This is a genomic window from Microbacterium sp. HJ5 (assembly GCF_054824025.1).
In genome coordinates this window covers 70,291-92,601 of record NZ_JSYE01000004.1, presented here as the reverse complement: position 1 = coordinate 92,601, position 22,311 = coordinate 70,291, and the positions used below count along the sequence as shown (strand labels likewise).

The 22,311-nt window shown below is 70.3% G+C and carries 22 protein-coding genes; 3 read left to right on the top strand and 19 right to left on the bottom strand.

Annotated features, from left to right (window positions below):
* Positions 1-17: 17 nt before the first annotated feature.
* Together OB08_RS01615 and dnaE are read right to left on the bottom strand one after the other, a co-directional pair.
* Complete coding sequence (locus tag OB08_RS01615) at positions 18-989, bottom strand: hypothetical protein (RefSeq protein WP_461471430.1); 972 nt, start codon at positions 987-989, stop codon at positions 18-20.
* Between the two features lie 87 nt (positions 990-1,076).
* Complete coding sequence (gene dnaE, locus OB08_RS01610) at positions 1,077-4,547, bottom strand: DNA polymerase III subunit alpha (RefSeq protein ID WP_461471756.1); 3,471 nt, start codon at positions 4,545-4,547, stop codon at positions 1,077-1,079.
* A gap of 276 nt (positions 4,548-4,823) precedes the next feature.
* On the opposite strand from dnaE, the gene OB08_RS01605 reads away from it, so the two are divergent.
* Positions 4,824-5,303: an NUDIX hydrolase gene (locus tag OB08_RS01605; protein WP_461471428.1), complete on the top strand. Its 480-nt coding sequence runs from the start codon at positions 4,824-4,826 to the stop codon at positions 5,301-5,303.
* A gap of 16 nt (positions 5,304-5,319) precedes the next feature.
* On the opposite strand, the gene OB08_RS01600 is transcribed toward OB08_RS01605, so the two are convergent.
* The 12 genes from OB08_RS01600 to OB08_RS01545 all read right to left on the bottom strand — a co-directional run bounded on the left by OB08_RS01600 (position 5,320) and on the right by OB08_RS01545 (position 14,459).
* Positions 5,320-5,889: a GNAT family N-acetyltransferase gene (locus tag OB08_RS01600; RefSeq protein ID WP_461471426.1), complete on the bottom strand. Its 570-nt coding sequence runs from the start codon at positions 5,887-5,889 to the stop codon at positions 5,320-5,322.
* Between the two features lies 1 nt (position 5,890).
* Positions 5,891-6,349: a hypothetical protein gene (locus OB08_RS01595; protein ID WP_461471424.1), complete on the bottom strand. Its 459-nt coding sequence runs from the start codon at positions 6,347-6,349 to the stop codon at positions 5,891-5,893.
* Positions 6,350-6,394: 45 nt separating this feature from the next.
* Positions 6,395-7,315 (bottom strand): RluA family pseudouridine synthase, encoded by a 921-nt coding sequence (locus OB08_RS01590; RefSeq protein ID WP_461471422.1) that lies wholly within the window; start codon positions 7,313-7,315, stop codon positions 6,395-6,397.
* A 1-nt stretch (position 7,316) separates the two neighbouring features.
* The gene (gene lspA, locus OB08_RS01585) at positions 7,317-7,931 is read right to left on the bottom strand and encodes a signal peptidase II (protein ID WP_461471420.1); all 615 of its coding nucleotides are present in this window, start codon (positions 7,929-7,931) and stop codon (positions 7,317-7,319) included.
* 9 nt (positions 7,932-7,940) lie between these two features.
* Positions 7,941-8,531 carry a DivIVA domain-containing protein gene (locus tag OB08_RS01580; protein ID WP_461471418.1) on the bottom strand — a complete coding sequence of 197 codons (591 nt, stop codon included), beginning with the start codon at positions 8,529-8,531 and terminating at the stop codon, positions 7,941-7,943.
* Positions 8,532-8,666: 135 nt separating this feature from the next.
* On the bottom strand, positions 8,667-8,966 hold the full coding sequence (locus tag OB08_RS01575; RefSeq protein WP_461471416.1) for a YggT family protein: 300 nt from the start codon (positions 8,964-8,966) through the stop codon (positions 8,667-8,669).
* Between the two features lie 9 nt (positions 8,967-8,975).
* On the bottom strand, positions 8,976-9,437 hold the full coding sequence (locus OB08_RS01570) for a cell division protein SepF (RefSeq protein WP_461471754.1): 462 nt from the start codon (positions 9,435-9,437) through the stop codon (positions 8,976-8,978).
* A gap of 32 nt (positions 9,438-9,469) precedes the next feature.
* Positions 9,470-10,177, bottom strand: coding sequence for a YggS family pyridoxal phosphate-dependent enzyme (locus OB08_RS01565; RefSeq protein ID WP_461471414.1), 708 nt, complete (start codon positions 10,175-10,177; stop codon positions 9,470-9,472).
* A 30-nt stretch (positions 10,178-10,207) separates the two neighbouring features.
* Positions 10,208-11,350 carry a cell division protein FtsZ gene (gene ftsZ / locus OB08_RS01560; protein ID WP_461471412.1) on the bottom strand — a complete coding sequence of 381 codons (1,143 nt, stop codon included), beginning with the start codon at positions 11,348-11,350 and terminating at the stop codon, positions 10,208-10,210.
* Between the two features lie 166 nt (positions 11,351-11,516).
* Positions 11,517-12,494: a cell division protein FtsQ/DivIB gene (locus OB08_RS01555; protein ID WP_461471410.1), complete on the bottom strand. Its 978-nt coding sequence runs from the start codon at positions 12,492-12,494 to the stop codon at positions 11,517-11,519.
* 6 nt (positions 12,495-12,500) lie between these two features.
* Positions 12,501-13,916 carry a UDP-N-acetylmuramate--L-alanine ligase gene (gene murC / locus OB08_RS01550; RefSeq protein WP_461471408.1) on the bottom strand — a complete coding sequence of 472 codons (1,416 nt, stop codon included), beginning with the start codon at positions 13,914-13,916 and terminating at the stop codon, positions 12,501-12,503.
* Between the two features lie 69 nt (positions 13,917-13,985).
* The gene (locus tag OB08_RS01545; RefSeq protein ID WP_461471406.1) at positions 13,986-14,459 is read right to left on the bottom strand and encodes a hypothetical protein; all 474 of its coding nucleotides are present in this window, start codon (positions 14,457-14,459) and stop codon (positions 13,986-13,988) included.
* 117 nt (positions 14,460-14,576) lie between these two features.
* Here OB08_RS01545 and OB08_RS01540 point away from each other — a divergent pair, with 117 nt between their 5' ends.
* Both OB08_RS01540 and OB08_RS01535 read left to right on the top strand, forming a co-directional pair.
* Positions 14,577-15,488, top strand: coding sequence for a hypothetical protein (locus OB08_RS01540; RefSeq protein WP_461471404.1), 912 nt, complete (start codon positions 14,577-14,579; stop codon positions 15,486-15,488).
* The gene (locus tag OB08_RS01535) at positions 15,485-15,856 is read left to right on the top strand and encodes a GntR family transcriptional regulator (protein WP_461471402.1); all 372 of its coding nucleotides are present in this window, start codon (positions 15,485-15,487) and stop codon (positions 15,854-15,856) included. Before OB08_RS01540 ends, OB08_RS01535 begins: the two co-directional genes overlap by 4 nt.
* 32 nt (positions 15,857-15,888) lie before the next feature.
* Here OB08_RS01535 and OB08_RS01530 read toward each other — a convergent pair whose 3' ends face one another.
* Genes OB08_RS01530 through OB08_RS01510 form a run of 5 tightly spaced genes read right to left on the bottom strand, consistent with a single transcriptional unit; the run spans position 15,889 to position 22,305 of the window.
* Positions 15,889-16,974, bottom strand: a complete 1,086-nt coding sequence (locus tag OB08_RS01530) for a UDP-N-acetylglucosamine--N-acetylmuramyl-(pentapeptide) pyrophosphoryl-undecaprenol N-acetylglucosamine transferase (RefSeq protein WP_461471400.1) — start codon at positions 16,972-16,974, stop codon at positions 15,889-15,891.
* A gap of 22 nt (positions 16,975-16,996) precedes the next feature.
* Positions 16,997-18,271: a putative lipid II flippase FtsW gene (gene ftsW / locus OB08_RS01525; RefSeq protein WP_461471398.1), complete on the bottom strand. Its 1,275-nt coding sequence runs from the start codon at positions 18,269-18,271 to the stop codon at positions 16,997-16,999.
* Positions 18,222-19,775: a UDP-N-acetylmuramoyl-L-alanine--D-glutamate ligase gene (murD, locus tag OB08_RS01520; protein WP_461471752.1), complete on the bottom strand. Its 1,554-nt coding sequence runs from the start codon at positions 19,773-19,775 to the stop codon at positions 18,222-18,224. Before murD ends, ftsW begins: the two co-directional genes overlap by 50 nt.
* Entirely contained in the window at positions 19,772-20,884 is a 1,113-nt protein-coding gene (gene mraY / locus OB08_RS01515) for a phospho-N-acetylmuramoyl-pentapeptide-transferase (RefSeq protein WP_461471396.1), read from the bottom strand. The genes murD and mraY overlap by 4 nt, the downstream gene beginning before the upstream one ends.
* Positions 20,881-22,305 carry a UDP-N-acetylmuramoyl-tripeptide--D-alanyl-D-alanine ligase gene (locus tag OB08_RS01510; RefSeq protein ID WP_461471394.1) on the bottom strand — a complete coding sequence of 475 codons (1,425 nt, stop codon included), beginning with the start codon at positions 22,303-22,305 and terminating at the stop codon, positions 20,881-20,883. The genes mraY and OB08_RS01510 overlap by 4 nt, the downstream gene beginning before the upstream one ends.
* Between the last annotated feature and the right edge of the window lie 6 nt (positions 22,306-22,311).

Genomic DNA, 22,311 nt, shown 5'->3' with positions numbered 1-22,311 from the left:
CCGTGCGCGCGGGGGCGTCAGCCCCGCGTGACGCCGGAGACGTCGTGCAGGTAGCCGATGCGGCCGTCCTCGTGGCGCACCACGAAGGCCTCACCGCGATCCTCGATGACCAGCGCCCACGCCGTCGGTCCGATCCGGAACACCGGGATCCCGATCTCATCGACCACGTCGCGCTCTTCGGGCACGAGCGCCCAGAACGCCTGGTGGCGGGCGGCCGGCTCGGAGGCCGGCTCGGCCGTCGTGGTCGGCGACTCGACGGGCTCGAAGGTGTCCCGGGTCTGGACGGGCTCGAACGCGGTGGTGGCCGCGGTCACGGGAGCGTCGTCGCGGGCCTCATCGCCTCGCGGGACGTCGGCACCATACGCCGGCTGGTCGGCGGGAGGGGCGTACGCCGCGAAGCCGTCGGTCTCGGAAGCGCGCGGAGCGGCTGCGGGACGCGGCGACACCGGGCGGATCGGACGCGCGTTGCGGTGGGCGGGCACCTCGGGACGACCGCGGAAGTCCTGCTCGATCGACGGGATGAGGGGGCCGAAGACCGTCAGCACGACGCCGATCAGCATCAGGACGAGTTCCACCCAGATGACCCACGTGCGGGCCCAGACGCCGTTCTCGATCGCGAAGGCGACGGTCTCCCACACCAGCTGCAGCCACACGATCGAGGCGACCGAGAAGGCGACCGAGGCGAACTGGTCGATGCCGAGCGATCCGACACGGCGGATCCCCTCGGGCGACAGGCGTCGCAAGACGATGAGGAAGACGGCTGCGGTCGGCACGCCGATCGAGAGGATCCAGAAGATGTGCCACGTCCAGACCGAGTTGAACCGGCCCTCGTCGATCGAGAAGAACGAGACGATGAAAGCGACGAGCCAGACGCCGACGAGAACGACCTCGCGGATCGAGAACGGTCCGACACCGTACTGCGGGGGCTCCTCGGTGTGCACTGACGCCTCTTCGACGTCGAAATCCTCGTTCAGCTGATCGTCGGTCACGATATTCCCTTCCGGCCGCGCTCGGCGGCGTACGTCGTTGTCATGCTACTCACGCCTCATGAGACGGAAATGAGATGGCGATGCGTTTCAGCCGAGGCATTGCGGGCCCAGAAGACCCTTGAGCTCGCCGTAGAGATCGGCCGTCAGCCGGACCTGGTGCGGGATCTCGAAGACCTTCGCGACCGAGCCGGAATGCAGCTTCACCGTCACCTCGGTCTCACCCGGGTGGCGGTCGAGCATCTGCCGGAGTTCTCCGACGATCGCCTCGTTCGCCCGCCGTTCGGGCATGACGAGGACCAGCGGCCCTGAGGCATCCATCGTCCCGAGATCCGGCGCGAACGCGGACTGGGCGTGCAGATTCAGGCCGTCGTCGCGGCGTGAGACGCGCCCGCGCACCACGAGGATCGAGTCGGCGACGAGCATCGAGCTGAACTCGGTGTAGGTCTTGCCCATGAACATGACCGTGACCTCGCCGTTGAAGTCCTCGACGGTGATCATGCCGTAGGGATTGCCGCTCGCCTTGGCCACGCGGTGCTGCACGCTGGTCACGAGGCCGGCCACCGTCACCTGGTCGCCGTCGTCGACGTCTTCGGATGACAGCAGGTCGTGGATGCTCGTCGAGGCGTGCTTCGCGAGCGGGATCTCGAGGCCGGCCAGCGGGTGGTCCGACACGTAGAGGCCGAGCATCTCGCGCTCGAACGCCAGTTTGTCCTTCTTGGTGAACTCCGGGCGCGGCGGGACCTTGGGCGGCACGACCTCCTCGGCCTGGTCGTACAGGCTGTCGAAGTCGAACCCGATCGCGCCCTGCGCCTCGTTGCGCTTGCGGTCGACCGCCGCCTCGGTCGCGTCTTCGTGGACCTCGAGGAGCGCGCGGCGCGTGTCGCCCATCGAGTCGAAGGCGCCCGCCTTGATGAGCGACTCGATCGTGCGCTTGTTCGCGACGTGGACCGGCACCTTGCCGAGGAAGTCGTGGAACGACGTGAACCCCGCGTCTTTGCGGGAGGCGACGATGCCGTCGACGACGTTCGCGCCGACGTTGCGCACCGCTCCGAGGCCGAAGCGGATGTCTTCGCCGACGGCGGCGAAGTAGCGGATGGACTCCCCCACGTCGGGCGGGAGCACCTTGATGCCCATGCGGCGGCACTCGTTGAGGTACACCGCCATCTTGTCCTTGGAGTCGCCGACACTCGTGAGCAGGGCGGCCATGTACTCGGCGGGGTAGTGCGCCTTGAGGTAGGCCGTCCAGTACGACACGAGACCGTAGGCGGCGGAGTGCGCTTTGTTGAAGGCGTAATCCGAGAAGGGCAGCAGGATGTCCCACAGGGCCGTGATCGCGGCCTCGCCGTAACCGCGCTCCTTCATGCCCCCCGAGAAGCCTTCGTACTGCTTGTCGAGCTCGGACTTCTTCTTCTTGCCCATCGCGCGGCGCAGGATGTCTGCTTGACCGAGCGAGAAGCCCGCCACCTTCTGGGCGATGGCCATGACCTGCTCCTGATAGATGATCAGGCCGTAGCTGATGTCGAGGATGTCCTTGAGGGGCTCTTCGAGCTCGGGGTGGATCGGCGTGACCGGCTGCTGGCCGTTCTTGCGCAGCGCGTAGTTGATGTGGGAGTTGGCGCCCATCGGCCCGGGGCGGTACAGCGCGATCACGGCCGAGACGTCTTCGAAGTTGTCGGGCTTCATGAGCCGGAGGAGTGACCGCATCGGCCCGCCGTCGAGCTGGAACACGCCGAGTGTGTCGCCGCGCGTGAGCAGCTCGTACGCGGCGCGGTCATCGAGCTCGAGGTGCTCGAGGTCGAGCTCCTCCCCCCGGTTCATGCGGATGTTGTCGAGGGCGTCGGAGATGATCGTGAGGTTGCGCAGCCCCAGGAAGTCCATCTTGATGAGGCCGAGCGACTCACAGGACGGGTAGTCGAACTGCGTGACGATCTGGCCGTCCTGCTCGCGGCGCATGATCGGGATGATGTCGAGCAACGGCTCGCTCGACATGATGACGCCGGCGGCGTGCACACCCCACTGGCGCTTGAGGCCCTCGAGACCCAGCGCGCGGTCGAACACCGTCTTGGCCTCGCCGTCGGTGTCGATGAGCGCACGGAACTCGCTCGCCTCTTTGAAGCGCGGGTGCTCCTTGTCGTACATGCCGCTCAGCGGCATGTCCTTGCCCATGACGGCCGGCGGCATCGCCTTGGTGAGGCGCTCGCCCATGCTGAACGGGAAGCCGAGCACGCGTCCCGCGTCTTTCAGGGCCTGCTTCGACTTGATGGTGCCGTACGTGACGATCTGCGCGACACGCTCCGAGCCGTACTTCTCCGTGACGTAGTCGATGACCTCGCCGCGACGGCGGTCGTCGAAGTCGACGTCGAAGTCGGGCATCGAGACGCGGTCGGGGTTGAGGAAGCGCTCGAAGATCAGACCGTGCTCGAGCGGATCGAGATCGGTGATGCGCATCGCGTAGGCGACCATCGAACCGGCCCCGGACCCGCGGCCCGGACCGACGCGGATGCCGTTGTCCTTGGCCCAGTTGATGAAGTCGGCGACGACGAGGAAGTAGCCCGGGAAGCCCATCTGCAGGATGATGCCGGTCTCGTACTCCGCCTGCTTGCGGACCTTGTCGGGGATGCCGCCGGGATAGCGGTAGTGCAGGCCCGCCTCGACCTCTTTGACGAGCCAGCTGTCTTCGGTCTCCCCCTCGGGGACCGGGAAGCGCGGCATGTAGTTCGCGCTGGTGTTGAACTCGACCTCGCACCGCTCGGCGATGAGCAGCGTGTTGTCGCACGCCTCGGGGTGATCGCGGAAGATCTGCCGCATCTCCTGCGCGGTCTTGATGTAGTAGCCGTCGCCGTCGAACTTGAAGCGGTTGGGGTCGTCGAGCGTCGAGCCGGACTGCACGCACAGCAGTGCGGCGTGCGCATCGGCCTCGTGCTGGTGCGTGTAGTGCGAGTCGTTGGTGGCGACGAGTGGGATGCCGAGGTCTTTCGACAGGCGGATCAGGTCGGTCATCACCCGCCGCTCGATGGACAGCCCGTGGTCCATGATCTCGGCGAAGTAGTTCTCCTTGCCGAAGATGTCCTGGAATTCGGCCGCGGCCGCGCGTGCCGCGTCGTACTGCCCGAGACGCAGGCGCGTCTGCACCTCGCCGGAGGGGCACCCGGTCGTCGCGATGAGGCCCTTGCCGTAGGTCTCGAGCAGTTCGCGATCCATGCGGGGCTTGAAGTAGTAGCCCTCCATGCTCGAGAGCGAGCTGAGCCGGAAGAGGTTGTGCATGCCCTCGGTGCTCTGGCTCCACATGGTCATGTGCGTGTACGCGCCCGAGCCCGACACGTCGTCGCTGCGCTGCTCGGGCGTGCCCCACTGCACGCGCGACTTGTCGCTGCGGTGGGTGCCGGGCGTCACGTACGCCTCGAGCCCGATGATGGGCTTCACCCCCGCCGCCTTCGCGGCGTTGTAGAACTCGAAGGCTGCGAAGGTGTTGCCGTGGTCGGTCACCGCGATCGCGGGCATGCCGTAGTCGGCCGCGGCCTGCGTCATCGCGCCGATCTTGGCGGCTCCGTCGAGCATCGAGTACTCGCTGTGCACGTGCAGGTGAACGAAGGAGTCGGATGCCACGGACCGAGTCTACGAACCGACGGCGACACGATCGCTCGGCGGACGGGGTGTCGCCGTCGGCCGGGGGCAACCTCGCCTCACCCTCGAGTCGAGGGTGAGGGTTGCACCAGCCGGGCACAGAATCGGAGATTCTGCGCGACACGCCGGAGGACGGATGCCGCAGCCCGGCGTGTCGCCGGAACTTCCGATTCTGTGCACGCCGCGCCCGCGCGACCTAGGGTGAAGGGCATGCCCACCCCCGACTTCGTCCTCCGCCTGCGCGAGCGCATCGGCACGGATCCTCTCCCCCTCGTCGGCGTGACGGCGGTCGTGTTCCGCGACGAGAAGGTCCTCGTCGGCCGCCGTGCCGACAACGGCCGGCTGCAGTGCATCTCGGGCATCGTCGACCCGGGCGAGCAGCCTGCCGACACGGCGGTGCGCGAGTGTCTCGAGGAAGCGGGGGTGACGGTGCGTGCCGAGCGCCTCGCGCTCGTCCAGACGGTCCCGCGCGTGACGTATGCCAACGGCGACCAGGTCGACTTCCTGGATCTCGTCTTCCGCTGCAGCTGGATCTCCGGCGATCCGCACCCCGCCGACGGCGAGCTCACCGAGGTCGGCTTCCGGGGGCTCGAGGAGCTCGGCGATCTCGACAAGGACCACGTGCGCCGGATCGCCCTCGCCCTCGCCGAGGACGACCCCGCGCGCTTCGAGGGCGGCCTGCCCGTCTGACGGCGGGCCCGACCGCTCAGCGGAGGTCGAGCCGCATGAGCACGCGGGCGAACCCGCCCGCCACCGAGTCGGTGTCCGCCGCCTTGCGGAACCCGGCCTTCTCGAACAGCTTCCTCGTGCCGACGTAAGCCATCGTCAGATCGACCTTCTCTCCCCTGTTGTCGACGGGATACCCCTCGACAGCCGGCGCACCGCTCTTCCGTGCGAGATCCACCGCGCCCTCGAGCAGTGCGTGCGAGATCCCTTCGCCGCGGTGCCCCGGGCGCACGCGGATGCACCAGATGCTCCAGACGTCGAGGTCGTCCACGTGCGGGATCTTCCGGTTCGTCGCGAATGAGGTGTCCGCGCGCGGATGCGCGGCCGCCCAGCCGACGACCTCGCCGCCGTCGTACGCCAGCACGCCGGGCGGCCCGTCGTCGAGGAGCGCCTTCACCCGGTCTCCTCGCGCGGTGCCGGTGAGGGCGAGGTTCTCCTTGCTCGGGACGCGGTAGCTGAGACACCAGCACACGTTCGCATCGGGACGCTTGGGACCGACCATCGCCGCGACATCGGCGAACTCGCGAGCGGGACGAACGTCGATCGCCACGTCAGTGCCCGTCGAGGGCGTACTGCCGCTGCCACGACTCGGGCCGGGGGATGCGGAGCCCGTACAGGTAGCGGATCAGCTGACCATGGTGCTGCGTCTCGTGCTCGAGAAGGGCCAGCAGCCGGTCGACCGCCTCGTCGTCGGCCGGGTCGAGATCGTCGAGGAAGGCGTCGACCGTCCGGTGACTGGTCGCGATGACCGCTCGCACCGCCTCGATGTCGCCGGTGGGCACCGCGTCGAGGGGCGAGGCGAAGCCCTGCCACGAACCCGCGCGAGCCGCCTTCACGTAGCTCTCGCGCGCCCCGACGACGCAGCGGAGCTGGTTCTGGATCGAGTCCGACGGGAGCTCGCGCAGCCGCGCGCCGAGCGACGAGGCGGGAAGCTCACGGGCGAGGTCGACGTAGAGCCCGTTCGCGAGCGCGAATCGCTTACGGAGGCTCTCGGCCAGGGAGTTCGTCATGCACCCAGCCTGGCACCGGCGGCCGACACGCGCACCGCCGGGAGCTCAGTCGCCCCGCAGAACCTCGAGGGCGTGGGCCAGGTCGGCGGGGTACTCCGACCGGAAGGTGACCCACTCGCCCGAGGACGGGTGCGCCAACGACAGCTCATGCGCGTGGAGCCACTGACGGACCAGGCCGAGGCGCGCCGCGAGGGTCGGGTCGCCGCCGTAGAGCGGGTCGCCGACGCACGGATGCCGGTGGGCGGCCATGTGCACGCGGATCTGGTGCGTGCGGCCGGTCTCGAGGTGGATCTCGAGGAGCGACGCGCGAGGAAAGGCCTCGAGCGTCTCGTAGTGGGTCACCGAGTCCTTGCCGTCGGGCGTCACGGCGAACTTCCACGAGTGCGAGGGATGCCGGCCGATGGGCGCATCGATGGTCCCGGCGAGCGGGTCGGGATGGCCCTGCACGACGGCGTGGTAGATCTTCTCCACCTCGCGCTCCTTGAACGCGCGCTTGAGCGCCGTGTACGCGCTCTCGGTCTTGGCGACGACCATCAGGCCGCTCGTGCCGACATCGAGGCGGTGCACGACACCCTGCCGCTCTGCGGCGCCCGTCGTCGCGATGCGGTAGCCGCCCGCGGCGAGAGCACCGAGCACGGTCGGACCCTCCCACCCGAGCGAGGGGTGCGCGGCGACGCCCGAGGGCTTGTCGACCACCACGATGTCGTCGTCGTCGTAGACGATGCCGAGGTCGGGGACCGCCACCGGAATGACGCGGGGCTCCTCCTTCGGCGCCCACGAGACCTCCAGCCACGCGCCACCGCGGAGCTTGTCGGACTTGGCGAGGGTGCGGCCGTCCATGCTCACGCCGCCCGCTTCGGCGACGTCGGCGGCGAAGGTGCGCGAGAACCCGAGCATCTTCGCCAGCGCGGCGTCGACCCGGGTGCCGTCGAGCCCGTCGGGCACGGGCAGACTGCGTGACTCCACGTCAGTCCTTCGGGGTGCCGGATGCCGCGGCATCCGCTTCGTCGTCTCGATCGCCCGCGGCGGCGTCGGTGGCGGCGGGGGCCGCGGCAGCCTCGCCCTTGCGGGGTTCACGGCTGCCGTCGAGGTGCAGCCCGACGAGGACGAGGAGCGCGACGCCGATCATCATCGACACGATGAAGATGTCGGCGATGTTGTAGATCGCCGGCATCATCCACGGGGTGTTGATGAAGTCGATCACGTGGCCGACCCCGAAGCCGGGCTCGCGGAAGAGCCGGTCGGTCAGGTTGCCGAGGACGCCGCCCAGCAGCAGGCCGAGGCCGACGGCCCACAGCCGCGACTTCACGCGAGTCGCCGCAAGCCAGCCGATGGTGACCGCCACGGCCGCGAGCGCGATCGTGAAGATCCAGGTGACGTCCTCACCGAGGGAGAAGGCGGCACCGGGGTTGCGGACGAGGTAGAAGATCAGGAAGTCGCCGAGCACGGGAACCGGCTGCTCGTACGGCAGGTTCTCGAGGGCGAGGTACTTCGTGAACTGATCGGCGGCCAGCACCACCATCGCGAGAACCGCGATGATGGCGCCGGCCGCCGCCTTGCGAAGAGGGGGCAGGTCTGTCAAAAGGCCGGCCTAGAGACCGATGGCCGAGACCTGGTTCGCGCCCGAGGTCGTCGCCGTGGTCTCGAGGTCGCGGAGCTTGCCCTCGATGTAGCTGCGCAGCTGTGCACGGTAGTCGCGCTCGAAGTTGCGCAGCTCGGAGATGCGGCTCTCGAGCTGCTGGCGCTCACGGTCGAGGCGGGCGACCTCGTCGCGGCCGCGCGTCTCCGCCTCGGACACGATCTGGGCGGCCTGCGACTTGGCGTCGGCGATGAGCTGGTCGCGCTGCGCGCGACCCTCGGCGACGTGCTCGTCGTGCAGGCGCTGGGCGAGCTCGATGATGCCGGCGCTGGCGGCACCGCCGCCGGCGGAGGCCTCGGCGGCCACGGGCGCGGAAGCGGGGGCGGGGGCCGGAGCGGCGACCGGCTCGGCGGCGCGCGCCGGAGCGGCACCCGACTCGTAGGCAGCCAGCTTGGCCTTCAGCTCCTCGTTCTCGGCGAGGGCCTTGCGCCACTCGACGACGATCTCGTCGAGGAAGTCGTCGACCTCATCGGGGTCGAAACCCTCCTTGAAGCGGACGTGCTGGAACTGCTTGGTGACGACGTCATCGGGGGTCAATGCCATGGTGATTCCTCTTTCGAGCGCTCAGGTCGCTGGCCGATGTCGGGGACCGACCGGCCGGCGGCTGGTCGTATCAGGCAAGCATAGTCGCGGGCCCTGAGAGTGTCGAAGAAGATCGACGCACCCGCGGCGTGTCCGTCAGCTCGCGACGGCGCGCGTGACGCTGAGCAGGATGAAGCACAGCAGCATGGTCAGCGCGAACCCGAAATCGATCGCGATCGCGCCGACGCGCAACGGAGGGATGAAGCGGCGGAACAGCTTGATCGGCGGGTCGGTGACGGTGTAGACGATCTCTGCGGCGACGAGCCCGGCCCCCCGAGGACGCCATTCGCGGTTGAAGAACGGGATCCAGTCGATGATCAGCCGCGCGAGCAACACGAAGACATAGAGGAGCAGAGCCAGATTGAGGATCGAGGCGATGAGTTGGACGACAGCCACGGATCCAGACTACGGCTGTGCGAAGGGAACCGATTCCGGATCGGCCTGCGCGACCGCTCCATCACCGGACACGGCGACGTTCTCGGGCGACAGGAGGAACACCTTGCTGGTCACCCGCTCGATGCGCCCGTAGAGGCCGAGCGACAGGCCGCTCGCGAAGTCGATGAGGCGACGCGCGTCGGCGTCGCTCATCTGCGAGAGGTTGATGATCACGGGGATGCCGTCGCGGAAGTTCTCGGCGATCACCTGCGCGTCGCGGTACTGCTTCGGGTGCACCGTGAGGATCTCGCTGATCGCGGACGGCGCCGGCTGGCGCACGACGGCGGGACGGTGCAGCGGAGTCACCGGTGCGGACTTCTCCACGACGGCCTCGGGCTTGCGGCTCCGCGGCTGGGGCGCGGGCTCTTCGTAGACCTCTTCCTCATCGGCGAGGCCCAGGTACACCATGGTCTTCTTGAGCGGGTTCGACATCGCATCCTCCGTTGTGCTCATCTGTTCCGAGGTTAACCGCGCTCAGGGCGCGGGCCCGTGATTGCCGACCCGATCCGCAGGTGTGTCGCGCCTGCGGCGATCGCTTCGGCGAAGTCGGCCGTCATCCCGGCGGAGATCCAGTCCGCCTCCGGGACGACGGCACGGACGGTGGCGCCGAGGCTCGGCAGCCGGTCGAACGCCGCAGCCGGCGGGACGTCGAGCGGAGCGACGGCCATGATCCCCCGCACCCGGAGACCGGCACGCTCCGCCGCGTGCGCCGCGAGCGCTTCGAGTCCGTCCGGCGAGACGCCCCCGCGACCCGGGTCGTCGGTCAGGTTGACCTGCAGCAGCACGTCGAGGGCGGGGGCGCCGGGTTCGCCGGCCGCATCGAGCGCGTCGGCGAGCTTCGCCCGGTCCACGGAGTGCACCGCGGACGCCGCCGCGCGGATCGCCCGCGCCTTGTTCGTCTGCGCCTGTCCGATGAAGTGCCAGCGCAGATCGACGAGGTCGCCGGTGTCCTCCGCCTTGGCGGAGAACTCCTGCTGCCGGTTCTCGCCCATGTCGCGAACGCCGAGCGCGTACAGGTCGCGCACCAGCGACGGCGGATGGAACTTGGTGACGACGATGCGGGTGAGCGCGGAAGGATTCCGGCCCGCCGCGCGCGCGGCATCCGCGATCCGTTCGTCGATCTCGGCGAGGCGGACGGCAAGCGCCTCGGCGGGCTCAGAGCTGTCTGGCACGGCGGTGTCGGTCTCTGAGCCCGGCGAGGGTCACTTGAGGAAGTCGGGGATGTCGAGGTCGTCGTCGCCGAACGCCGAGTCGAAGGACGACTCCGGCAGGGCCGCGCCGACCGACACGGGCTCCGCTTCGCGCTCGGCCGACGCCGCCTCTTCGGCGGGAACGGCGGGCACCGCGGGCGCGGTGACGATTCGCGAGGCGGTGATCGGCTCGATGCGCTGCTGCGGCTCGCCGCCGTCGAAGCCGGCGGCGATCACGGTGACCCGCACCTCGTCGCCGAGCGTGTCATCGATGACGGTTCCGAAGATGATGTTGGCCTCGGGGTGCGCGGCCTCCTTCACCAGCTGCGCGGCGTCGTTGATCTCGAAGATGCCGAGGTTCGACCCACCCTGGATGGACAGCAGCACGCCGTGGGCGCCCTCGATGGAGGCCTCCAGCAGCGGCGATTCGACCGCGAGCTCGGCGGCCTTGATCGCACGGTCGGCGCCGCGGGCGGAGCCGATGCCCATGAGTGCCGATCCTGCCCCCTGCATGACGGACTTGACGTCGGCGAAGTCGAGGTTGATGAGACCCGGGGTGGTGATGAGGTCGGTGATGCCCTGCACACCGGCGAGCAGCACCTGGTCGGCCGTGGCGAACGCCTCGATCATCGAGATGCCGCGGTCGCTGATCTCGAGCAGGCGGTCGTTGGGGACGACGATGAGGGTGTCGACCTCTTCCTTCAGCTTGCCGACACCGGTCTCGGCCTGCTGCTGGCGACGACGCCCTTCGAACGAGAACGGCTTGGTGACGACACCGATGGTGAGGGCGCCGATCGACTTGGCGATCTTGGCCACGACGGGAGCGCCGCCCGTGCCGGTGCCACCGCCCTCGCCCGCCGTCACGAAGACCATGTCGGCGCCGCGCAGCGCCTCTTCGATCTCTTCGGCGTGGTCCTCCGCCGCGCGGCGGCCGACCTCGGGGTCGGCGCCGGCGCCGAGGCCGCGGGTGAGCTCGCGGCCGACGTCGAGCTTGACGTCGGCGTCGCTCATCAGCAACGCCTGGGCATCGGTGTTGATCGCGATGAACTCGACGCCGCGCAGGCCGAGCTCGATCATGCGGTTGACGGCGTTGACGCCGCCTCCGCCGACCCCGACCACCTTGATGACGGCGAGGTAGTTCTGGTTCTGGCTCATGCCGGCCTCCGTAGCCCTGGACCTGTGTAAACCTTCAACCTCTAGTAGAGGTATAAAGAATTGCCCGGTATGCAATTCCTGCATTGAAAGTAAGCGGATGCCGCGCCCCGGGCGGGAGCGGGGTGGGCGTGTCGCGACATCCCGTCACCGAACTGTCCGGAAGGGACTAGCGGATGACGATGGTGGCGGGCGACGACACGTCGTAGAGGCTCACACCGGCCGGCGGCCGAGCGGCCATCGCGGTCTGAAGCGTGTACGCCTTCATCGCGGAATCCTCGGCGCTCCCCCACACCACGCGGGTGTTCGTCGCCCCGAGCGTCAGGGTCACGTCGTCGGGCGTGGCCGCCGTGACCGTCGTCACCTGGGCGCGGATCGCGGAGGGCAGGGAGTTCATCACCTGCCCCGCCGCGGTGAACGCGTCCGTGTCGACGCCGCCCCTGATGTCGAGCAGCGGAACCCCGGCAGCCGGGGCGCTCGACGTCGACAGGGCGACGCCGGCCGCGTCGACGAGCGTGTACCCGGCACGCGTCTCGATGAGCCCGATGGGCGTGCGCTCGACGATCCGCACGACGAGCTCGTGCGGAGGGCGGGCCTCGAGGGTGTACGACTCGACGAGGGGGAAGGTGACGAGCGCCGCCTTGACGGCGCTCTCGTCGACGAGCGGGATGGGTGTGCCGACCTGGTCGTCGAGCGCGGCACGCACGGCGGTCTCTTCGAGCTGCTGGAGGCCCACGACGGTGATGGTCTGCACGGCGAAGAGGGGGCTGTAGGCCGCGCCGAGCGTCGCCAGCGCCAGCACCAGCACCGCCCCGCCGGCTCCGATCCACACCGCGCGGCGGCGCCGCTGCCGTGCGGTGAAGCGGCGCACCTCGGCGCGCAGCGCCTTGCGACGAGCGCGCGACGCGCGCCAGACCTCTCGCAGGCCGACCTGCTCGTCGGGATGCGCCGGGTCACCGGCATCCGCAATCGCACTCGGCGGGGATGCGAGGACGGATGCCGCGAGCGGGATCACCGCGGCATCGGCGGCGTCCTGCGCCGTCGGCGGGCGGGAGTCGACGGCCTCCCGCGTCGATGTCGCCGTGCGCGCAGCGCGCTCGGGCGCCTCTCCGCGCGCGGGCGGCGGCAGCGGCGAGGGGCGGCGCATCTGCTCCTACTCCCCCGGCTCCGCCGGCGTCGTGCGCTCGAGCGCCTCGAGCACCTGCGGGATGATGAGGTTCACGTTGCCGCAGCCGAGCGTGATGACGTAGTCGCCGTCGCGTGCGACGGAGGCGGTGTAGTCGGCGGCATCCTGCCAGTCGGGCACGTAGTGCACGTGCGCGGGGTCGGCGAAGGCGCCGCTGACGAGCTCGCCGGTGACGCCCGGAACCGGATCCTCGCGTGCGCCGTAGACGTCGAGCACGACGGTGTGGTCGGCGTGCGTCTCGAGCACCTCTGCGAACTCGCGGTACATCTCCTGCGTGCGCGAGTACGTGTGCGGCTGCTGGATCGCGATGATGCGCCCGTCGCCGACGACGGTCCGCGCCGCGACGAGCGCGGCGGCCACCTCGGTCGGGTGGTGCGCGTAGTCGTCGTAGACGCTCACCCCGCGCAGGGTGCCGTGGAGCTCGAACCGGCGCACGGTGCCCGCGAACTCCTCGACGGCGCGCACGGCCGGCTCGAGGTCGAAGCCCAGCGTCAGGAGCACCGCGACCGCGCCCGCGGCGTTGACCGCGTTGTGCGCGCCCGGCACAGGGAGCCGCCCGTCGACCGTCGTGCCGCGGTGCGTCACGGCGAACGACACCGGACCGTCGGTGCGGATGTCGGTCACACGGACCATCGCCCCCTCGGACTCGCCGAACGTCACGACGTGCGGGTGCGTGAGCCGCTCGGTCACGAGCCGCGCGCCCTCATCGTCCGACGAGATGACCACGGCTTCGCGCGCCTCGTTGCCGAAGCGCGCGAAGGCGTCGTAGAACGCGTCGCGCGTTCCCCAGTGGTCGAGGTGGTCCGGATCGACGTTCGTGATGAGCGCGACCGACGTGTCGTAGAGGAGGAAGGTGCCGTCGGACTCGTCGGCCTCGATGACGACGAGGTCGTCCGACCCGCTGCCGCTCGAAACGCCGAGCTGGGCGATCACGCCGCCGTTGACGAACGTCGGGTCGGCGTGCAGCGCCCGCAGAGCGGTCACGATCATGCCGGTGGAGGTGGTCTTGCCGTGCGCGCCCGCGACTGAGACGAGACGCCGTCCGCCGATGAGCCAGAAGAGGGCCTGCGAGCGATGGATCACGTGCAGCCCGCGCTCCTTGGCGAGGACGAACTCGGGATTCTCGGGCCAGATCGCGCCGGTGTGGACGACCGTGTCGACGTCGTCACCCAGGTTGGCCGCATCGTGCCCGACGTGGACGGTCGCTCCGAGCGCGGCGAGCTCGCGCAGCGACGCGCTGTCGGCGCGGTCGGAGCCGGAGACGCGGATGCCCCGCTCCAGGTACATGCGCGCGAGGCCGGACATGCCCGAGCCGCCGATGCCGATGAAGTGGGCGGCCTCGATGTTCTCGGGGATGGGCAGGGTGAGGTCGGGTCTGATCATGACCCGTCAATCCTAAGTTGGGCTTCGCCGGCGGGGGTCCCGGCGCGCTGGCCGCCGACGCCTCGGGACCTACTCCCCCGAGTCGGTCCCGCATGCGCCGAACTCGTCGATCGTGGTCGCGGCCTCGCACACCTCGTGGCCCCACCCGCCGCCGAACGAGTCCTGCGTCATGTCGCTGAACGTCTCGATGCCTCCGCCCGGGAGCGCCCGGTAGTACGTCGTGATCGGGTCGCCTTCGACGGTGGGCATCGTCACGACCAGCTCGGCGCCGCCCGCGCCTGCCTGCGACAGACAGTCGATCGCGTCCTGCGGAATGGTCTCGCCCTGGTCGAGCTCGACGCTCCCGCACGACGGGAGCGGGTCGCGGTTCGTGAAGGCATCCGGAGCGCCCGCTCCGGGCGTCGCCGCGGACGTGCCGCCGCTCCCGTCGCCCGGTGGCGCACCGCCCGCGGCCGGCCCGGGGCCGGCGCACGCCGACAGCAGGACGGCGGCGAGCAGCATCCCGCCGATCGCGAGCGGCCGTGTGCGGATGAGCTGGGACATGATGCCTCCCGGATGCCTCGACGAAGCGCTCTCGCACAGGAAGTGTCGCCCGTCCCCGCATCGTCTCGCCGGCGTTTTGTGTTGACACATTGATACAGACCGCGTCACAATGTTCGGGTGGATGCAGATCCGGATTTCGCGAGAGCGCTCAACGCGGTACTGATGGGCATCGTGGTGCTCGCCTTCGTCGTCACCGCCGTCGCGACGGCCACCACGTCGTCGGCATCTGCGCGGGCCGATCGGTTCTCGCAGGGCGTCCGGCTGCCGTACGGCAGCCCGCGGATCCGCGAGTCGGTCGTGTGGCGGATGCGTGCGAGCGCCCGGGCGAGCGGGTGGACGCTCGTCGTCGCCGCCCTTCTCGGATCGACTCTTCTCCTCACGCCGCTGGCCACCACGCCCTATTTCCCCTTCCTGGCCCTGTGGCCGGTGCTGGTCGCGGCCGGCGTGGTCGGCGCGGTCGTGAACCTCCGCGAACGACTGTTCCACCCGGCGCCCGACGCGATCCGCATCGCACGGTCGCGGGCGATGCGCTCGGCCGACTACCTCGACCCGTTCCGCCGCGGGCTCACCTGGCTCCTGGCGGGTGCGGCCGCGGCCTCCCTGGCCGCGCTGGCCTTCGCCGCCGCGTCCCGCCCGCTGGATGGGACGCTGACGGTCGCCGCCGTGTGCGCGGGGTTCCTGGCGGCCCTCCTGTGCGGGACGCTGCCCGCCCTGGAGCGCCTCGTGCTGAATCGACCGCAGCCGGCGACCCACACGCTGGAGCTGGCATGGGACGACGCGTTTCGCACGGCCGCGATCAGTGCACTCCGCCTTTCGGCCGCGCACTCCGTATGGCTCGTCGTGGCATTCGCCATGGCGGCGGCGCTGAGCGAGGCATCCGAGCCCCTGCTCCACCCCTTCGCCCAGCAGCTGCCCCTCTTCGGACTGCTCGCGCTCCAGTTCGTCTACCCCGTGAACGGACGCCGCCTGCGCCCCGACCTTTACCCGGACTGGCTCCGCCACGCCGCTCCCGCCGGAGGCCCCGCATGATCGTCATCGACCCCGCTGCGCACGTCCCGCCCTTCGAGCAGCTGCGGGCGGGCCTCGTCGACGCCGTGGCGTCGGGTGAGCTCGCCGCCGGTCAGCGCCTGCCCACCGTCCGCAAGCTCGCCGACGACCTCGGTCTCGCCCCGGGCACCGTCGCTCGCGCGTATCGCGAGCTCGAGGCATCCGGCGTCATCGAGACGCGCGGCCGCAACGGGACGTTCGTGTCGTTCCACGGCGATCCGGCCCACCAGCAGGCGCAACGCGCGGCTGCGGCGTTCGCCGAGCAGATCCGCGCCCTCCGCCTCGACTCCGACGAGGCGCTCGCGCTGGTCGCCGCCGCACTGCGAGGCGGCGACCCCGCCACCGCCTGACGCCGGTCAGCCCGCGAGGGCCTCGACGCCTGTCAGCCAGCGAGGGCCTCGTCGATGAGAGCGACGACGTTCTCGGTTCCGGTGCGCGTGCCGACGGATGCCGCGGCCTCCGTCATATGCGCTCGCAGGCCGTCGTCGGCGAGCAGCGGCACGACCTCGGAACGCACGCGGTCGGCGGTGAACTCGCCGTCGGGGATCAGGATCGCGGCGCCGGCGCGGACGGCGGAGGACGCGTTGAGCGCCTGCTCCCCGTTGCCGACCGCGTAGGGCACGTATACGGCCGGGATGCCCAGCGCACTGATCTCGCTCACCGTCGCGGCGCCGGCGCGCGAGACGATCAGGTCGGCCAGCGCGAAGGCGAGGTCCATGCGGTCGACGTAGCGGCGCACGGCGTAGCCGGGCGTACCGGGATCGTCGAGCGTCGAGCGCTCCCCTGTCACGTGGAGCAGCTGCCAGCCTGCCGCGATCACATCGCGCCAGGCGGCGCCCTCACCCTCGCCGAACGCCGCGTTGAGGCGCTGCGCGCCGAGCGATCCCCCGAACACGAGCAGCACCGGCCGCTCGGCGTCGAGACCGAAGTGCGCCGCCGCCTCGGCGCGGAGGGCGCGCCGGTCGAGCTCGACGATCTCCCGGCGCAGGGGCATTCCGACCACGCGGGAGCGCTTCAACGGGGTGCCCTCGAACGCCACTCCGACCCGCGCCGCCGTGCGCGCGCCGAGGACGTTCGCCAGGCCCGGTCGCGCGTTGGCCTCGTGCACGACGAAGGGCACGCGCGCGCGCCGCGCGGCCACGTAGGCGGGAGCTGAAGCATACCCACCGAAGCCCACCACGACATCGACCCGGCGTTGGGCGAGATGCGCCCGCACCTGTCCGACGGCCCGGGGGAACTGCACGGGGAACGCCGCAGCCGCGCGGTTGGGGCGACGCGGGAAGGGCACCTTGTCGACGAACAGCAGCTCGTAGCCGCGCTCCGGCACGAGCCGCGCCTCGAGGCCTTCGCGGGTGCCGAGCACGAGCACCTCGGCGTCGGGCTCGCGAGCCTTCAGGGCGTCGGCGACGGCCAGGAGCGGGTTGACGTGGCCGGCGGTGCCGCCACCGGCGAGGAGGTACGTCGTCACCCGACGAGCCTAACGGCCGGGGTCAGCGCGAACTGCCCACGGGCCGCCGGCCGCGCGAGGCTCGAGCGCGCGCGATCGCCGCTTCGCGCTTGGCGACGGCGGCGGGAAGGGTACGCGCGAACGACAGGAGCACACCCGAGGCGACGAGCACCGAGATGAGGGAGGTTCCGCCCTGCGACATGAAGGGAAGCGGCACGCCGAGCACCGGGAACACACGCAGCACGACGCCGATGTTGATGAGCGCCTGCCCGACGATCCACACCGTTATCGCGCCGGCGACGATGCGCACGAAGTTGTCGTCGGTCTTGCGGATCACGTGGAAGGCGCCGACGGCGAACAGGGCGAACAGCGCGAGCACGACGGCGCACCCGATGAGGCCGACCTCTTCGCCGACGATCGCGAAGATGTAGTCGTTCGCGGCCGCGGGCAGCCAGTCGTACTTCTCGCGGGAGTTGCCGAGCCCGAGGCCGAAGATCCCGCCGTTCGCCAGCCCCCAGATGCCGTGCAGCGGCTGGTAGCACGAATCGAGGTAGTCGGCGATGCAGTCCTGGTCGAGGAAGCTCATGATGCGCCGCATGCGGTTGGGGCTCGTCACCGCGAAGGCGGCCATGCCGATGACCGCGAGGATCAGCGGGATGACGAACAGCCTCAGCTTGACGTTCGAGAAGAAGAGCGCACCGAGCAGGATGAGCACGAGCACGATGACCGTGCCGAGGTCGTGACCGGCGAGCACCGTGGCGAAGACGGCGATCGACACGGGCACGATCGGGATGAAGACGTGCTGCCACTTGCTGAGCAGCGTCTGCTTGCGGAAGAGGACGAAGCCGAGCCACAGGGCGAGTGCGAGCTTGAGGAACTCCGACGGCTGCGCCTGGATGCCGGCGATGTTGATCCAGTTGCGGTTTCCGTCGTTGTCGATGCCGAGCGGGGTGAACACCAGCATCTGGAACGCCGTGGCGAAGATGAGCGCGGGCCACGCGACGCGCTTCCAGAACGACACCGGCAGGCGGCTGGCGATGAACATGAGCGGGATGCCGATGACGGCGAACACGCCCTGCTTGAGCACCGCCTCGTACGGCGGCTTGCCGTCGGCCGCGGCCACGGCCGAGGTCGCCGACAGGATCATGACGAGCCCGAAGACGGTCAGCAGGATCGCCGTCGAGGCGATGAGCAGGAATTCGCTCGGCACGGGAGCGAAGACGCGCCCGAGCGAGACGCGCGCCGCGAGGCCGCGCCGAACCTCGGGATCAGGCGGGGTGGTCGGGGTCTGACGGGTCCGCGACTGCGTCGTGCTCATCGCCGGCCCCCGTTCCGATCCGTTCCCTCACCGCTGCCGCGAAGCGCCGGCCCCGGTCCGCGTAGGACGAGAACTGGTCGAAGGATGCCGCGGCGGGGGCGAGCAGCACCACGTCCCCGTCACGCGCCACCCCGGCCGCCAGCTCGACGACCCGCGTCATGACCTCTTCAGTCTCATCGGCGTCCACCTCGAACACCGGCACCGCCGGCGCGTGTCGCGAGAACGCCGACACGACGGCTTCGCGTTCGACGCCGATGACGATCGCCGCCTTCGCCTGTGCTCCGCGGCCGGCGACCAGATCGCCGATGTCGACGCCCTTCAGCAGACCGCCTACGATCCAGACCGCGCCCGGATACGCCGTCAGCGACGACGCCGCCGCGTGCGGGTTGGTGGCTTTCGAGTCGTCCACCCACGTGATCCCCTCGTGGCGCGCCACGACCTCGATCCGGTGCGGGTCGAGGCGGAAGCCGCGCAGCGCGTCGCGGATGGCGGCGGGTGCGATGTCGAGCGAGCGGGCGAGCGCCGCCGCGGCGAGGATGTTTGCGGCGATGTGCGGCGCCGCGAGCCCGAGCCCGGCGAGCTCGTCGACCGTCGTGAGCTCGAGCGCGCTGGTCCGGCGGTCCTCGAGGAACGCGCGGTCGACGAGGATTCCGTCGACGACGCCCAGGTCGCTCGGGCCGGGCACGCCGAGGTCGAAGCCGATCGCCCGTGCGCCCTCGACCACCTCGGCGTCCTCGACCATGGCGCGGGTCGCGGCATCCGCCTTGTTGTAGACGCATGCGACGCGCGTGTTGTCGTAGACGTGCGCCTTCGCGTCGCGGTAAGCCTCGAAGGAGCCGTGCCACTCGAGGTGGTCGTCGGCGAGGTTCAGGCACACCGCCGCGTGCGGCGAGACCGGGTCGGGGCCCTCCTGCAGACCGAGGTACCACAGCTGGTGGCTCGAGAGCTCGACCACCAGCGCGTCGAAGCCGCCCGGATCGCGCACGGCGTCGAGGACGGGCGTGCCGATGTTGCCGACGGGCGCGGCGCGCAGGCCGCCCGCGACGAGCATCGACGCCGCGAGGCGGGTGGTCGTCGTCTTGCCGTTCGTCCCCGTCACCAGCACCCAGTCGGCAGGTGAGCCGTCGGGGCGCAAGACCTTGTCGCGCACGCGCCATGCCAGTTCTATGTCGCCCCACAGTGCGGCATCCGATTCCCTGATCCACGAGATGAGCGGATGCTGCGGCGCGAACCCGGGCGATGCGACGACCACCTCGGGCGCGAAGTCGCGGAGCTCCTGCGGCACGTCGTCGAGCGACCCGGTCCACAGCCGCGCGCCGATCACCGGGATGAGTCGCGCGTACTCCTCGTCGGCCTTCTCGGTGACCACGAGGACGTCGGCCCCGAGCTCGGCGAGGGTGTCGGCGGCGGAGAAGCCGGTGACGGAGAGGCCGAGCACCGCGACGCGCAGGCCCTTCCAGTCCGCGTGCCAGCTCGTGAGGGCGTGCAGGCGGTCGGGTGTCATGTCCGGGAGAGCCATTCGACGTAGAAGAAGCCGACGCCGGAGACCGCGAGCAGGCCCGCGATGATCCACATGCGCACGACGATGGTGACCTCGGACCAGCCCCGCAGCTCGAGGTGATGATGGAACGGGCTCATCAGGAAGAGCCGTTTGCCGCGCGTCACCTTGAAGTAGAGGCGCTGCAGGATGACCGAGCCCGGTCCGATGATGAAGACGCCGGCGACGAGCACCGCGAGCAGCTCGGTGCGGGTGAGGATCGCCATGGCGGCGATGACGCCGCCGATCGCCATCGAGCCGACGTCGCCCATGAAGACCTTCGCCTTGGGGGCGTTCCACCAGAGGAAGCCGACCAGGGCGCCGACGAACGCGGCGGAGATGATCGCGAGATCGAACGGGTCGCGGGTCGGGTAGCACGCGGCCTTGGCGTCCGCGGAGAGCCCGTCGCCGCCCCAGCACGCCTGGTTGAACTGCCAGAACGCGATGAGGCTGTAGGCGCCGGTGACGAAGATGCCGGCGCCGGCGGCCATGCCGTCGAGGCCGTCGGTGACGTTGACGCTGTTCGAGAAGGCGACACCGATGAAGGTGACCCACGCGAGGTAGAGGATCCAGCCCGCGATGAGGCCGAACGTCATGAAGCCGAGCACCGGCACGTCGCGGAAGATCGAGACGTACGGCGACGCCGGCGTCTCGGTGTACGCGTTCGGGAAGTTGAGGGCCACGATGCCGAACGGCACCGTCACGATGACCTGGCCGACGATCTTGCGCCAGCCGCTGAGGCCCATGAAGCGCTGCTGACGCACCTTCATGTAGTCGTCGATGAAGCCGACCGCGCCGAGCCCCACCATCATCCAGATCACGAGGAGGCCGGAGATGGTCGGCGGATTGTTGCCCGCGACGCCGCCGACGAGATAGCCGACGATCGTGCCGACGATGAAGATCGTGCCGCCCATCGTCGGCGTGCCGCGCTTGGCCTTGTGGTTCGGGTTGCGGATGTCCTCGGGCGTGCGGATCACCTGACCCCAGCCCCACTTGCGGAACAGCCGCAGGAAGACGGGGGTGAGGAAGAGCGTGAAGGCCAGCGAGATCGCCGCCGCGGTCAGGAGTGATCTCACGAGAACGATTCTCCCAGACGATCGCCCAGGAACCGCAGACCCGCCGAGTTCGAGGACTTGACGAGCACGCGGTCGCCGTCGCGCAGCTCGCCCTGAAGGTAGTCGAAGGCCTCGTCGGCGGTGGCGAAGAAGACGGCCTCGGCGTCCCACGACCCTTGCGCGACCGCTTCGAGGTACATGCGGCGGGCGTCCTGGCCGACGACGACGATCCGCTTGATGCCCAGGCGCACGGCGAGCAGTCCCACCCGGTCGTGCTCCTCCTCGGCGTGCTCGCCGAGCTCGCTCATCGCGCCCAGGACCGCCACGGTCCGCTCGTCGGGACCGGTGATCTGCGCGAGGGTGCGCAGGGCCGCGGCCATCGAGTCGGGGCTCGCGTTGTACGCGTCGTTGATGATGCGCACGCGCTCCGAGCCCAGCGGCTGCATGCGCCAGCGCTCGGCGATCTCGATCGTCTCGAGGCGGGCGACGCAGTCGGCGAGCGGAACGCCGAGCGAGGTCGCCGCCGCGATCGCCGCGAGGGCGTTCATCACGTGGTGCTCGCCCAGCACCCGCAGGCGCAGCGGAGCCGACACGCCGTCCGCGGTCACCACGCACGTCGTGCCGGATGCCGACACTACGACGTCGTCGGCGCGGACCTCGGCCGCGTCGCCCCGGCCGAACCACCGCACGGCGACACCGCGCTCGGCGGCGATGGGCGCCATGGCGGCCACGCGGGCGTCGTCGGCGTTGAGGATCGCGAGGCCTCCCGGCCGGATGGCGCGCACGAGCTCGGACTTCGCCGCGAACGTCGCCTCGATGCCACCGAAGCCGCCGGCGTGGGCCATGCCCACCATCAGCACGACTCCGACGTCGGGCTCGACGAGACCGGCCAGGCGCGCGATCTCCCCCGGCGCGCTCGCGCCGAACTCGCTCACGAGGTACTTCGTGTCGTGGGTGAGCCGCAGCATCGTCAGCGGCGCCCCCACCTCGTTGTTGAACGACGCCTTCGGCGACACGGTCTCACCCTCGCCCTCGAGGATGCGCGCGAGGAGGTTCTTCGTCGTGGTCTTGCCGTTGGATCCCGTGATGCCCACGGCGCGCAGGTCGCCGCTCGCACGCACCTGGGCGACGACGTCGCGAGCCAGATCGGCCAGGGCGTCGACGGCGCCGGGCACCACGATCTGGGTGACGGATGCCGCGTCCGCGCCGTCCACCGGATGCTCGACGACCGCGAGGGCGGCGCCCGCGGCGGCCGCGGCGCCCACGAAGCGGTGGCCGTCGGTCTCCTCACCGGGCTTGGCCACGAACACGTCGCCCGGGCCGATCAGGCGCGAGTCGGTGTCGACGGCGCCCGACACCACGGTGTCGAGCGTGTCGCCTGCGGCGAGGATCACCTCTCCTCCGACGGCGCGGGCGAACTGGGCGATGGTGAGCGGGATCATGTGTTC

Excerpts from the sequence above, each read along its gene's own strand:
- dnaE (WP_461471756.1), bottom strand. The coding sequence starts at position 4,547 with ATGCTCGACGGAGCCGCCAAGATCGGCGCGATGACGCAGGCCGCGGCC.
- OB08_RS01605 (WP_461471428.1), top strand. The coding sequence starts at position 4,824 with ATGCCCACCCCCGACTTCGTCCTCCGCCTGCGCGAGCGCATCGGCACG.
- OB08_RS01595 (WP_461471424.1), bottom strand. The coding sequence starts at position 6,349 with ATGACGAACTCCCTGGCCGAGAGCCTCCGTAAGCGATTCGCGCTCGCG.
- OB08_RS01580 (WP_461471418.1), bottom strand. The coding sequence starts at position 8,531 with ATGGCATTGACCCCCGATGACGTCGTCACCAAGCAGTTCCAGCACGTC.
- OB08_RS01570 (WP_461471754.1), bottom strand. The coding sequence starts at position 9,437 with ATGTCGAACCCGCTCAAGAAGACCATGGTGTACCTGGGCCTCGCCGAT.
- ftsZ (WP_461471412.1), bottom strand. The coding sequence starts at position 11,350 with ATGAGCCAGAACCAGAACTACCTCGCCGTCATCAAGGTGGTCGGGGTC.
- OB08_RS01555 (WP_461471410.1), bottom strand. The coding sequence starts at position 12,494 with ATGCGCCGCCCCTCGCCGCTGCCGCCGCCCGCGCGCGGAGAGGCGCCC.
- murC (WP_461471408.1), bottom strand. The coding sequence starts at position 13,916 with ATGATCAGACCCGACCTCACCCTGCCCATCCCCGAGAACATCGAGGCC.
- OB08_RS01545 (WP_461471406.1), bottom strand. The coding sequence starts at position 14,459 with ATGTCCCAGCTCATCCGCACACGGCCGCTCGCGATCGGCGGGATGCTG.
- OB08_RS01535 (WP_461471402.1), top strand. The coding sequence starts at position 15,485 with ATGATCGTCATCGACCCCGCTGCGCACGTCCCGCCCTTCGAGCAGCTG.
- ftsW (WP_461471398.1), bottom strand. The coding sequence starts at position 18,271 with ATGAGCACGACGCAGTCGCGGACCCGTCAGACCCCGACCACCCCGCCT.
- murD (WP_461471752.1), bottom strand. The coding sequence starts at position 19,775 with ATGACACCCGACCGCCTGCACGCCCTCACGAGCTGGCACGCGGACTGG.
- OB08_RS01510 (WP_461471394.1), bottom strand. The coding sequence starts at position 22,305 with ATGATCCCGCTCACCATCGCCCAGTTCGCCCGCGCCGTCGGAGGAGAG.